We start from the raw sequence: 12,646 nt of genomic DNA, 5'->3' as shown, positions 1-12,646 counted from the left end.
AGCCAAAAATTTAATCAAAGCCTGTGCAAGAACTGACTTAATAGCTAACCTCAACCGGATTAAAGAAGGAAGAGGGTGAGAAACTTAAATAAATTACTTATACATGTATTTATTATCATTTATATTAGGAGGATTAAATGCCTTACTCCGTCAATTACGTTTATCAATTAGCTCTATAGAGTTTTATAAAGACGTATATAAAAACTATCAAGGGTATGGAATAAGATATTTATTTACCTTATCTTTTATCCCATCAATAATTTATTGTATTTTTATATTAAATTACATAATAACTTTAAAAGATTATTTTAACGGAATACAATCATCAAAAGTTACAGACAATATTGAATATATTATCAATCAATTACCGGAAATTAAATATAATAATTCAAAAATTTCAGTTGAAGAAGTAGAGCCTATATATTTATATAGCAAGAATAACAATAAAATAGTTGTCATTGATACAAAAAATCAAGTTTCTAACAAAGAAAAAAGCAAAATACCGTTTGTACTTGAAGAGAATAAGCTGAAGATAAATTCAATTGTAGCCAATACTAAGAAAAATTTCCCAAGTACCGTTAACTATTCTGAGATATTCAAACAAAATGAAGTAATTTTAACTCCTGAAATAATAAAAAAATATTTTGCTGATAATTTATTATATGCACCAAATTTATTTATTTATTTCGGTATGCCGGCTATTATATTATTTTGGTTTGTAACATTCTTATTAGAGAGAAGTATTATAGTTTTGTTAGTATATAGCTTAGCTAATTTACTTACTACTAAAACTTCAATACAAACTTCTATAAGGTTAGTAATGTTTTCAAGCGGAGTCCCAATAATATTACAACCGGTTATTATTATATTAATACCGGAATTAAGCATATTATTACAGCTACTACAAATGTTTACAACTTGTTTAGTATTTGTCACTATTTGGCAAATTAACAAGAGCCTGTCGAGTTATATATAAGAAAAATCGGTTATTATATAATAAACGAACCTGCACCTAACATACCAAGGCTATAGTGGTTGTTTCTTAATGATGAAGCTGCATCATATATTGGTTTTGGTTCGTTATTATAACTAAGACTATTCTTATCTATTACAAAATATAAAGACCATGAGCTTTTGCTATTTTGCTTATTGCTTCTAATCCTTCAAGATAATCTTTTTTAGTAAGCAGTATGTGTGTCAAATCATAATTACCGTCAATAACTACCCTATACTCTGGTAAAACAATTTCTAAAAATAGTTGTTCTCTAATGCTTAACAAAACATGTGATAAATATTCTTGCTCTGTATCAAAAGTAACAAATCCGCCTCTTGATCTATTACAATATAACCGACCATATACTATTGTGTTATTATATAAATATGAGTAAAAATTCAAAAACAACTGTTCATAGTTTGTATATTGCTTTTCTACATTTATATCTCTAAATTTTTCTGAATAATTCATAATAGCATTAAGATATTCTTCATCATTAAGCCAGTGATCAAAAACTGAAATACGTTTTATGTCATATTTTTTTTTGAGAGTTTTAATATCTTCTTCCTCATCTTGAAAAAAATCCATCCTGCCGAATAACTTATATATTTTATTCTTATCTCTTTGTAAAACTGCTTTAACCATTCTATATTATCATTTCTTGTATGTAGGGGAATATTTATAAAACTTTCCTTCTTTAGTCATTGTTCCTATTAGTTTTTCTCCTTTATCATATAGTTTCCAATGACTAGGACTGTGTACTCCTTCACCACTATTTAATGCTCTATCTGGTTCTAAATATTGTTCACTTTTAGGATCAATAAGTTTACGATTTTTACCTTTCTGAGTAAATCTCTTAATACCAATATCATCACCTTTTTTATAATTTTGTGATTTTAAATCCTCAATTTACTAAAAAAATATCCTATTATTAAAAAAATAAAAGTTTTTATTGTTAAAATGAAACCTAAAATTATTTGTTTATAAATTTAGGTAATTTAAATGGGTAAAGAAAAAAAGAAAGTAAGGTTTGCAGAAGAGGCGCAAGTTAAGGAATTTTCGCAAGATAAAGAAGCAACAGAAGTAGATCTTATAAGAGGAAGAGTAATTAATATTTATGATAAAGGCGGCTACTTAAAGCCGGATCAATTGGTAATTCATGAAAGAGAAGCTACTGGAGTAAAAAATGTTGAAGTAAAGAGAAATCTAAATTTCTTTCAACAAATTTTCGTTGCAGTAGGTCTTATAAAGGATACAAAAACAATCAAAGAAGAATTTACTTATACTACCGGTGATATACAAGGAATATTAAAGGATAACGGTCAATTTATTAATAATCCCGAAGAAATTAGAAAATTTGTTGATAAAAATAGAGATATTCAAATTGCCGATATTGATGGTATCGGTATTGGTAATTTAAATCATCAAGGAAAATACAAATTAATTCAAAGCTTGGATTAAATAATGAAAAAATTATCCTTTATAAGGATGGTCAATTAGCAGCTATTGAAAGAAAAGGTCAACTTATAAATCAAGAAGGAGAGCCTTTATACAAAGACAACTTAGTCCAAAAAGATAATAAAGTTTATTTAGTCGGAGACGCCGGAAGAAATATTAATACACCTTTTAGAGATCCAAAAACTAGAGCTAGAGATAATTGGAATAGATTAATAAATAAATTTAGGGCTGCTTTAATACCGGAACATGAGTTAGGAAAATTAAACGATACTATAGTAGATTCTGTAAGAGTTAAAGTAGTTCATCCAAATCCAAAACTTGCGGAACATCATCTTCAAGAAATAGCTCAAGGTAAACAAATATGGGATGGGCATGAATTTGAAATATTGCGTATGGGATCTGAGGAACAAAAAAATCATCGACTATTCTATGATACTTCCTCTCAGAAATTACTTGATTCTAACGGTAAAGTAGCTTCTACTATTGGTAAAGAAAGTAAAAGCATGAATAATGTTCAAGCATTTGTAATGGGAAAGGATGAAGTAATTTATATGGGTACTCATAAAAATCAATATTTGCCAAATACTAAAAATCTTGTTCATGGTTCATTTTTAAGCGGAAAGCCTGCGGAAGCAGCAGGAGTTATAGGTATAAATGATAGAGGAAAAATTGATTATCTTAGTAATAATAGCGGTCATTATCAACCTGAAGCTTTAGATATGTACCGTGCTGTAAAAAAAATACAAGAAACTATGCCCGGTGCTTTAGATAAAAATTGTCAAATCGATATTCAAGGACATCCACGAATATTTGTTACTGATTTTATAAAAGATATGGAAACCAAAGTAGGTTTTGGAAAAAGTGCTAAAACCAAGCATGAAAAACTAAGAGAAAATAGAGTAGAAAAAATTAAAAATTATCAAGCTAATTTAAAAAATATTGCTGCTTCTTCAAAACCTAAAGCTAGAAATAGAATAACAAATAGAGGGCGTGGGTAAATAATGATGTCATTCCCGCGAGGCATTGTTGCGTAGACCGGTAAAACCTACTGTGTCACCTAGTTCGCTTGCTAACTAGGTCCATAAAAACAATAAAAAATACTAATAATTTTAGTATTTTTAACTGGATCCCGCTACAAGTGAGCTTAGGATGACAATAGAAAACCGAACCATGCAACAGTATCCCTAGTTAATGCTGTATTAATCGCTTATTTATAATATTCTCTCTTTCTTTCTCACTTCTAACAGATTCTACGCAATTAAATTTTAGTTTATATTAACAAGCTAATTTTTTATTAAATGATATAATTATATACTTGACTAAATTACTTGGGTATTGTAGATATAAAACAATTTTAAGTTTTAATAGGTTGGTTATATGATGCTGACGACGAAAGGAAGATATGCCGTAATGGCAATACTTGAAATGGCTGCAAAATCAAGTGCTGAACCGGTCACTTTGAATGAAATTTCCGTAAACCAAAATATATCGCTTAACTATTTAGAGCAGATATTTTCTAAACTTAAAAAAGCTGATCTAGTTAAGGCTATTAGAGGCTCAAAAGGTGGATATGTTTTAATAGGTAACCTAGAAGAAATAAAAATTTCCGATATTATGGATGCTGTTAACGAAAATTTTATAATGACTACTTGCTATAAGAAGTCAGTTAAAACTTGTGTACCTGATACAATAAAATGTAATTCGCATAAATTATGGAAAGGTCTTGGTAAGCATATTAGAGATTATTTTGAAAATATCTCAATTAAAGATGCTTTTGAGCTAAGTATTATTTAAATATATGATATATTTAGACCACAGTGCTACTACTTCTATCAATCCTAGAGTTAAGGAATTCATAATAAGTTTGATGGACAAGGAGCTTAACCCTTCATCAATACATAGATCAGGTGTATTTGCTAGGAATGTTATAGAAGAAGCACGTTTTCAATTAGCTGCAGCTCTTGAGGCGTCCTCTAGGGAATATAATATTACTTTTACTTCATCCGGAACGGAGAGTAATAATTTAATAATGAAAAATTTTTATGACGGTGATATTTTCATATCGGCTATTGAACATTTATCGATCTATAACCATATAAAGCATGCTCCAAATATTAAAGTTATAAAAGTTGATAATCAAGGTTTGCTTGATCTAGAGCATCTAGAAGAATTATTGTCACAAAGTAGTGCTACAAAAAAATTAGTATCTATAATGATGGCTAATAATGAAAGCGGGGTACTGCAAAATATATTTGAAATAAGTAAAATAGCTAAAAAATATAATACAAAATTTCATAGTGATTTAGTGCAAGCTTTTAGTAAAATACCAACATATATCAAAGATTTAGGATTAGATTTTGCTACAATCTCAGGACATAAAATAGGAGGTGGACAGGGAGGAGCTGCTTTAATTTCTACTTCTCACTTTCAGCTTACTCCGATAATTATAGGTGGTGGGCAAGAAAAAAATGTGCGTTCAGGTACGGAGAATGTTATAGCAATTGCAGGTTTTGGTTTAGCGGCTGAATTAATGAGAAAAAATATAATAGAGAATTATATAAAGATCAAAAGCTTACAGGAAATATTAGAGAAAAAATTAAAAGAATATCCAAACGTAAATATTGTTAGTAATAACGTAGCTAGGTTACCTAATACTACTTTATTTACTGTACAAAATACAGATGCACAAGTGAAATTAATAGGTTTTGATTTACGTAATATTTGCGTAAGCTCTGGCTCTGCTTGCTCATCAGGAAAAATATCTAAATCGCATGTATTAACCAATATGGGTATGAGTGAAAAAGAGGCCAAATCTTCGATTAGGATATCTTTAAGCCATACTAATACGGTAAGTGATATAAAGGCTTTTATAGAGGCTTTTGAGGAGGTTTATGATACATGAACTTTCCAACTCGTCATTGCGAACGGGCATTGTTGCGTGGATACCCAAAACGTCATTGCGAGCAGCCGTAGGCTGCGTGGCAATCTCATGAAATAATACTACTGAGATTGCTTCGTCGAATTACTACGTAATTCTTCTCGCAATGACGAAAAACAAACTATTTAACATTTATAACCATATGAACCCACAATTAAACAATCCAAACCTACCTATATATATGGATTATCAGGCAACAACGCCGCTTGATCCAAGAGTAATGGAGGCAATGTTGCCATATTTTACTACCAAGTTCGGGAATCCTCATTCACGTAGCCATTCTTTCGGCTGGGAAGCAGAAAACGCCGTTGAAGAGGCAAGGAGTAGAGTAGCAAGGTTAATAGGGGCAGATACTAAAGAAATTATTTTTACCTCTGGTGCAACCGAATCCAATAACCTTGCAATAAAGGGAATAGCAAAATTTTACGGCAATAAAAAGAATCACATTATTACTATAGTCAGTGAACATAAATGTGTACTTGATGCTTGCAGGTATTTAGAGCAAGAAGGTATAAAAATCACATACTTACCAATTAAACCAAATGGAATAATCGATTTAGAAACTCTAAAAAATGCCATTACTGATCAGACTATGTTAGTTTCAGTTATGGCGGTTAATAATGAAATAGGTGTTGTTCAGCCTTTAAAGGAAATCGGGAAAATTTGCCGTGAAAGAGGTGTTTTTTTTCATTCCGATATTGCTCAAGGATTCGGTAAAATTCCAATTGATGTTAACGAGTTTAATATTGATCTTGCTAGTATCTCAGGGCATAAAATTTACGGTCCGAAAGGAATAGGGGCGTTATATGTAAGGAAAAAACCTCGTGTGCGTGTTAAGCCACTCATAAACGGTGGTGGACAGGAGAGAGGTATGCGTTCGGGTACGCTACCGACTCCTTTAATCGTAGGGCTTGGCATGGCTGCTGAAATAGCGTATAGTGAGATGGAAAAAGATACTAAGCATGTAAATTACTTATTCGACAGATTTTTAAATAATATACATAGTCAAATTTCGGAAGTTTATTTAAACGGTGATAAAGATCAAAGATATAAAGGCAATCTAAATCTAAGCTTTGCCGGAGTAGAGGGAGAATCAATTATCCTTGCCATTAAAGATTTAGCGGTTTCTTCCGGTTCTGCTTGTACTTCTGCCTCTTTAGAGCCGTCATATGTTTTACGTTCCATGGGAATAGGTGAAGAGCTTGCCCATACTTCGATTAGGTTCGGCATAGGTAGATTTACTACCGAGCAGGAAGTTGATTACGCAGTAGATTTAATATGCTCAAAAATCGATAAATTAAGGGAATTAAGTCCTCTTTGGGAAATGATGCAAGAGGGAATTGATTTAAAAAAGATTAAATGGGCTACCCACTAAAAATCGTCATTGCGAGGAGGCACATAGTGCCGACGCGGCAATCTCATTAAGTAGTATAAAATTCCTGAGATTGCTGCGTCGCTTAGCTCCTCGCAATGACGTTGAAACAAATAAAACCAAATTTTAGAGAATAACAATGTCTTATAGCAAAAAAGTGATAGATCATTATGAGAATCCTCGTAATGTTGGATCGCTTAATAAAGAAAGTGAAAATGTCGGGACGGGACTCGTTGGAGCTCCCGCTTGCGGTGACGTGATGAAATTACAAATCGAAGTTGATGATGACGGGATTATTACAGATGCTAAATTTAAAACATTCGGCTGTGGTTCTGCTATTGCTTCAAGTTCTTTAGTAACAGAGTGGGTTAAAGGCAGATCAATAAACGATGCCGAAGAGATTAAAAATACTGAAATAGCAAAAGAATTATCGCTCCCGCCGGTAAAATTACATTGCTCACTACTTGCTGAAGATGCAATAAAAGCAGCTATTGCCGATTACAAACAGAAAAAAGAAAGCAAAAAAGACTCTTAAAACATGAAAAATGTTATTTCATTAACCGATTCTGCTGCAAAGCAAGTAAAATTGCTAATAGAAAAACGAGCCAAGCCTACCTTTGGTATTAGGGTAGGGGTTAAAGCCGGCGGTTGTGCCGGTCAGACTTATTACGTTGAATATGCCGACAGTAAAAATCAATTCGATGAAGTAGTAGAAGAAAAGGGCGTACGGATACTAATCGACCCAAAAGCATTAATGTATATTCTAGGTTCTGAAATGGACTATGTAGAGACTAAATTCAAATCCCAATTCACCTTCACCAATCCTAACGAAAAAGCTAATTGCGGCTGCGGCAAATCTTTTAACGTGTAATAATGTTAATTCCACTTATTAAAGATTCTGCTAAAGGACAAGTTAAATTTATAGAAACTGATATCGTCATTGCGAGGAGCGAAGCGACGCGGCAATCTAGAAAAATAATAAAAAATTCTGTAAATCAGAATTTTTAACTGGATTGCTTCGTCGAATTACTTCGTAATTTTCCTCGCAATGACGTTAATTTATTAACTAATCTGTACACTAGCATATTTACAAATGAATCCTCGTCATCCTAGTTTAAATACCCATAAATATAAATCTGTTAAAAGAAATAACGGAGAAGAAATATTAAGCTTATGCTGAAAATAATACTCCTGCTGCTTATAGAATTTTTTGGCATTACGGACCAAACAAAGATAACATCACTATTCTAGCAATTACGGCACATCCATAAAAAGCAGGCTGTGGCTGCGGCAAATCCTTTAGTGTATAGGTAGTTATAATTTATAAATTTGCATTATTAATATGTTCAAAAAATTCACTGCTAAAGATATGGTCCTGGTCCCATTTTTCTTTTATTTGTAACCAATATACAAGAATACCAGTCTTTTTAAGCTTATTTGATACTCTCATCTGACCATAAGGCTGGGTATTCTATTGCCATATCTAATACTGCTCTCTCTACTGCTGGTTCAACTCTATTCGCTATAATTGGCTTCTTCCTGCTAATCTCATATAACGCCTCTTCTCCACCAGTTTCATATAGCTCTTTGAACCTATAATAACTGTCCCTGCTGTATCCCATTGCTTTACAGGCGGACGATATACTACCAAGACTCTTAGCTAATTCTAGTAATCCTATTTTTGGCTTTATTATTTTTTGATTTAGATTCATCTCTAATCCTCCATTTAATATTTATCTTATTTTACTAAATGTAAGATTAAATCTCAATTATTGCAATTTAAAATTCAGCACATATTTTTTAAAGATTTCTATAAATTTGCTCAATTGTTCCTTAGGTATAAAATATTCTTGTAAAATATCTTTATCAGTTCCATAAAGAGGCCATAAAATATGTATATCGGTGTTCATAGCACTATTTCTAGAAATAGGAGATTTAATACTCATTTTTTGTGCATATAATTTCTCTGTATTCCATCTTATCTTTTTACCTAAATCAAAATATTGAGATATTCTAAAAATTCCTCTTTTTAAAGCTATTAAAGATTCAGGTTGTATTTTTGTAAGGTTCTCTTTGTTAGTTCTTTCATACCAAAACAAACCTGCCTCTTCAAATAGGTGATTTTTCCCTACTGATAAACGCCCATAAGCAAGTTCAGCATTAGAATTTTCAGTTATATAAATTTTAAAGTTATTTACGAAATCCTTATAATTCATAAATTTTGCATGAAAAATAACTTGTGGATTTTCTACTGTTATGAGCTCTGCTTCAACTATAACACCAAATAAACCATAACCTCCTAAAACAGCTCGAAAAAGTTCCGGTTCAGTATGTTTATTTATATCTCTTATTATCCCATCAGCAGTTATTACTTTTAAAGATAATACTATTGAAGAGATAGGCGGAGCGTTAACCTGCCACCCATGAGCATTAACACTAAGTGTACCGCCGAGGGTAAAAATATTATCTGACTGCATTACTTTTATAGAACGGTTATACTGATCAAGTACATTTTGAACTTTCTTCCAGGTAGCACCGGCACCTATAGTAATTGTTTGTGTTACAGGGTTATAAACTACTTTATTAATTTCCATCATATCTAAATGAATCGAATCATTTAAAATAGATTGCCCACCCATAGAGTGCTTACGTCCGGCAATAGTAATTTTTTTATTGTTTAATTTTGCTTTTTTAATTGCTTCTATAATATTATATATGTTTTTAGCATGAATTATTAAACTTGGTTTGCTAATGGTACCACCCGCATCGTAAATAATAAAAGGTCTAGATTCTTGCGTTTTAATTAGGTCTAACGGTTTATTAGTTTGAATGGATTTAACTCCTAAGTTAAAAAAAATCTTCGGCAATTTGTTTATCATCTACAGTCCATATCATAATTGGATAACCATGATCTATTAATGGTTTAATTAATTTTAAGGGAGTATTAAATCTAATCCCTAGCATATCAGGTCTTATTATTCTTCTGATTTGTTTTTGAAAAAAAGGTTGTTTTAATATCCAAGGAATTTGATCTAATTGCGTTTGTATTTCTTCCCCACCTGCTTGTGAATTTGTTATATAGTTATATACCATTCTTCTGATTTGTTTTTGAAAAAAAGGTTGTTTTAATATCCAAGGAATTTGATCTAATTGCGTTTGTATTTCTTCCCCACCTGCTTGTGAATTTGTTATATAGTTATATACCAACAAAATATTTCGGGAATTGAGACGCATTAATGCTAAAAAGAAAGGGTTAAATGATTCTACAATAACTCTTTCTTCAAGGTGGTATTTATTTATTAATTCAGTAATTTTAGAACAAAACTCATGATCAAATATTTTATCACTTTTTATATCTAAAAAAATGAATTTTTGTGATCCGACCAAATTAAAAAGGTCAGTTAATGCTAATAATTTTTGATTGTTGCTTTTATATGATAACTGTTTAAGTTGCTCCCATTTATAATCTTTCGGTTTACCATATCCGTTTGTAGCTTCTTCTAAGGTTTTAGCCTGATATAAAAAAGGAATTCCATCTTTTTATAATCTCACATCTACTTCTATTCCGTCTAAGTAGCTCATTAAAGCATTTTGTACTGCTTCTACACTATTACCTTGAAATTTTTCAGAAGTTAAGGATTTATGAGCAATATATTTAGGAAAGTAAGTAAGGGTAGGAGAAGTAACTAAAACAGTAGGTGTATAAAGAGGTTCAATATTAAGATAAATAGCTAAAATAATACCGCCCAAAAATATTATATATTTTATTATTTTTTTTACTTTCATAATATAAAAATAATTAAAAAGGAAATTGTATTTTTTAATAAGTTGCATAAAATCGTTTTTATAGCTATATTAAAAGCCGTTTCTATAATTAAATCAATAACAAAATTATGTCGAAAAAATTAGGTTTCTGGACGGTTTTTGCCTTAGTAACCGGCAGTCAAATCGGTACTAGCGTTTTTATATTACCGCTAAGTTTAGCACCGTTCGGTATATATAGCATTTGGGGCTGGGTACTTTCATTATTCGGTGCTATGAGTATAGCCCTTGTATTTTCATCCTTATGTGCAAAATTTCCTAAAACAGGCGGTCCGCACGTTTATGTACGAGAGAGTTTCGGGGATAAAATAGCTTTCTTCACCGGCTTCACTTACTGGGTTATATCCTTTGTTAGTACAAGTATAGTTGTCATTTCGGCAATAGGTTACCTAACGCCTTTTTTTCAATCACAAGCGATTTTGGATTTAATATTACAGATAATATTATTAGCTGCTATTACGGTTTTAAATTTAAAAGGTCCTGAAGTAGCAGGAAAAGCAGAGTTTTATTTGACTCTCTTAAAATTCGTTCCGTTGCTTGTAGTGGGCTTATGTGCATTATCTCATTTTAATATAGATAATATAACTATAGCTGAAGAAGTAGAAAGTTTAAGCATTCCAACCATTATGGGAAGAGTCGCACTTCTTACTTTTTGGGGATTTATCGGCGTAGAATGTGCAACTACCACGGCAGGAGCGGTAAAAGATCCGGCAAAAACCATTCCAAAAGCCATAATAGTTGGAACTTTCTGCGTGGCGGTGTTATATATTATCAATAGCATAGGTATAATGGGATTAATCCCTGCTTCTGAACTTATTAGCTCTAAAGCTCCTTATGCCGATGCCGCTACATTATTATTCGGGGGTAAATGTTCAAGTGTAATTACGGTTATAGCCTCGATTATATGTATAGGTACACTCAATGCTTGGGTGCTAACTAGCGGACAGATTGCTCTAGGGCTTGCAGAAGACGGATTATTACCGAAATTCTTTGCTAAGAAAAATAGCAATAACGCTCCAACTAACGGAATTATTGTAAGCTGCCTTGGAATTGTGCCGTTATTAATCTTTACGGCAAATGATAATTTTGCCGCACAAATTACGCAAATAATAGATTTCTCGGCGGTAACATTCTTATTCGTCTATTTAATTTGTAGCTTAGCTTTCTTAAAGGTAATTTTTAGCTCAAAAGAAAATTTTTCTTATTATTATTTACTTATAGCCATAATATCGATTATCTTTTGTGTATGGGTTATCTATGAAACACCTATTAAAACTCTGATTATAGCTAGCTCCTTTACTATTCTCGGTATTCCTTTATATTATGGATGGTATACTCGGTGAATTTCAAAAATTGGCATCGTCGTCTACCAATGATAAAAGAACGAGTTAATCTACTTGTATTCCTTTATATTATGGATGGTATAAAGTACAAAAAATTACTGATCCATGCTTAACGCTTAAAGCTTGTAAGAACGATGTAGAAATTAAGCATGCAATCGATTTTCATATTAAAGATGCAGTAGCTTTATGTGAGTTTTTTGCTGATTTGGATAAAAGTATCCGTCATTGCGAGAAGACGCAAAATGTCGACGAAGCAATCTCAGGAAAATATGACGAGATTGCCAAGCAGTCTTCGACTGCTCGTAATGACAGTGGGTTATTAACAGAATATTCCCTTGGTTTAAAGCTTATGGAGCAACGAGCCAAACAAGAGGGCTATGTTTCTGATAGTTTTCCTGCTATTTGCGGATTTCAGGAAAATTGGCTCAATAATGAAATAAATTTATTTTTACAATAATTATTGTAATTGACGTTTCCGCTATTTATTGGTATAAAGTCCATATAATCGTTTAATTTGAAAAATTGGCTAAGTTATCTTTCAAGATGCCTTGCTCTTTTCCAAATTAAACTTCGTCTATCAACTCTTCATTATTTTCTACATTGGGACGTCGCCAAGTGGTAAGGCAACGGTTTTTGGTATCGTCATTCGGAGGTTCGAATCCTCCCGTCCCAGCCATTCGTCAATTTTCAATATTTTTACAATCCCTGAACATTCCTGA

Annotated in this window: 14 protein-coding genes, 1 tRNA gene and 3 pseudogenes; 13 read left to right on the top strand and 5 right to left on the bottom strand. The window is 31.9% G+C overall.

The window, feature by feature from the left end; translation table 11 throughout:
• Positions 1–103: 103 nt before the first annotated feature.
• Positions 104–976, top strand: coding sequence for a DUF1189 family protein (locus ACE38Q_RS03475; RefSeq protein ID WP_500190112.1), 873 nt, complete (start codon positions 104–106; stop codon positions 974–976).
• 132 nt (positions 977–1,108) lie between these two features.
• Here the strand turns inward: ACE38Q_RS03475 and ACE38Q_RS03470 are convergent, their stop codons facing one another.
• A complete protein-coding gene (locus ACE38Q_RS03470; protein WP_500190111.1) occupies positions 1,109–1,639 on the bottom strand; it encodes a hypothetical protein in 531 nt (176 codons plus the stop codon).
• A 357-nt stretch (positions 1,640–1,996) separates the two neighbouring features.
• On the opposite strand from ACE38Q_RS03470, the gene ACE38Q_RS03465 reads away from it, so the two are divergent.
• The 9 genes and pseudogenes from ACE38Q_RS03465 (at position 1,997) to ACE38Q_RS03425 (ending at position 7,770) form a co-directional block, all read left to right on the top strand.
• Complete coding sequence (locus ACE38Q_RS03465) at positions 1,997–2,455, top strand: hypothetical protein (protein WP_500190110.1); 459 nt, start codon at positions 1,997–1,999, stop codon at positions 2,453–2,455.
• 389 nt (positions 2,456–2,844) lie between these two features.
• Positions 2,845–3,102 (top strand): annotated as a pseudogene (locus ACE38Q_RS03460) (hypothetical protein); the annotation flags it as partial.
• A gap of 102 nt (positions 3,103–3,204) precedes the next feature.
• Positions 3,205–3,450: a hypothetical protein gene (locus tag ACE38Q_RS03455; protein WP_500191247.1), complete on the top strand. Its 246-nt coding sequence runs from the start codon at positions 3,205–3,207 to the stop codon at positions 3,448–3,450.
• Between the two features lie 379 nt (positions 3,451–3,829).
• Complete coding sequence (locus ACE38Q_RS03450) at positions 3,830–4,246, top strand: Rrf2 family transcriptional regulator (protein WP_500190109.1); 417 nt, start codon at positions 3,830–3,832, stop codon at positions 4,244–4,246.
• A 4-nt stretch (positions 4,247–4,250) separates the two neighbouring features.
• A complete protein-coding gene (locus ACE38Q_RS03445) occupies positions 4,251–5,354 on the top strand; it encodes a cysteine desulfurase family protein (RefSeq protein ID WP_500190108.1) in 1,104 nt (367 codons plus the stop codon).
• Positions 5,355–5,532: 178 nt separating this feature from the next.
• A complete protein-coding gene (locus ACE38Q_RS03440) occupies positions 5,533–6,765 on the top strand; it encodes an IscS subfamily cysteine desulfurase (protein ID WP_500190107.1) in 1,233 nt (410 codons plus the stop codon).
• A gap of 136 nt (positions 6,766–6,901) precedes the next feature.
• Positions 6,902–7,297, top strand: a complete 396-nt coding sequence (iscU, locus tag ACE38Q_RS03435) for a Fe-S cluster assembly scaffold IscU (protein WP_500190106.1) — start codon at positions 6,902–6,904, stop codon at positions 7,295–7,297.
• Positions 7,298–7,300: 3 nt separating this feature from the next.
• Entirely contained in the window at positions 7,301–7,633 is a 333-nt protein-coding gene (locus tag ACE38Q_RS03430) for an iron-sulfur cluster assembly accessory protein (protein ID WP_011271171.1), read from the top strand.
• Positions 7,634–7,635: 2 nt separating this feature from the next.
• On the top strand, positions 7,636–7,770 hold the full coding sequence (locus ACE38Q_RS03425; protein WP_500190105.1) for a hypothetical protein: 135 nt from the start codon (positions 7,636–7,638) through the stop codon (positions 7,768–7,770).
• Between the two features lie 373 nt (positions 7,771–8,143).
• On the opposite strand, the pseudogene ACE38Q_RS03420 reads toward ACE38Q_RS03425, so the two are convergent.
• The 4 genes and pseudogenes from ACE38Q_RS03420 to ACE38Q_RS03405 form a co-directional block, all read right to left on the bottom strand.
• Positions 8,144–8,474 (bottom strand): annotated as a pseudogene (locus ACE38Q_RS03420) (helix-turn-helix domain-containing protein); the annotation flags it as partial.
• 57 nt (positions 8,475–8,531) lie between these two features.
• Positions 8,532–9,629, bottom strand: coding sequence for an FAD-binding oxidoreductase (locus ACE38Q_RS03415; protein WP_500190104.1), 1,098 nt, complete (start codon positions 9,627–9,629; stop codon positions 8,532–8,534).
• On the bottom strand, positions 9,610–10,149 hold the full coding sequence (locus ACE38Q_RS03410) for a hypothetical protein (protein WP_500190103.1): 540 nt from the start codon (positions 10,147–10,149) through the stop codon (positions 9,610–9,612). The genes ACE38Q_RS03415 and ACE38Q_RS03410 overlap by 20 nt, the downstream gene beginning before the upstream one ends.
• 153 nt (positions 10,150–10,302) lie before the next feature.
• Positions 10,303–10,548, bottom strand: coding sequence for a hypothetical protein (locus ACE38Q_RS03405; RefSeq protein ID WP_500190102.1), 246 nt, complete (start codon positions 10,546–10,548; stop codon positions 10,303–10,305).
• A gap of 107 nt (positions 10,549–10,655) precedes the next feature.
• Between ACE38Q_RS03405 and ACE38Q_RS03400 the strand changes: the two genes are divergently transcribed.
• From ACE38Q_RS03400 to ACE38Q_RS03390, 3 genes and pseudogenes are all read left to right on the top strand, one after another.
• On the top strand, positions 10,656–11,927 hold the full coding sequence (locus ACE38Q_RS03400) for an APC family permease (RefSeq protein WP_500190101.1): 1,272 nt from the start codon (positions 10,656–10,658) through the stop codon (positions 11,925–11,927).
• Between the two features lie 82 nt (positions 11,928–12,009).
• Positions 12,010–12,348: pseudogene (locus tag ACE38Q_RS03395) on the top strand (aminopeptidase); the annotation flags it as partial.
• Positions 12,349–12,528: 180 nt separating this feature from the next.
• Positions 12,529–12,603 (top strand) — tRNA-Gln (locus ACE38Q_RS03390).
• Positions 12,604–12,646 lie beyond the last annotated feature (43 nt).

The sequence above is a fragment of the Rickettsia endosymbiont of Thecocarcelia acutangulata genome (assembly GCF_964263195.1).
GTDB classification, from domain to species: Bacteria; Pseudomonadota; Alphaproteobacteria; order Rickettsiales; family Rickettsiaceae; genus Rickettsia; species Rickettsia felis.
This window is presented reverse-complemented; position numbering and strand designations above follow the sequence as displayed.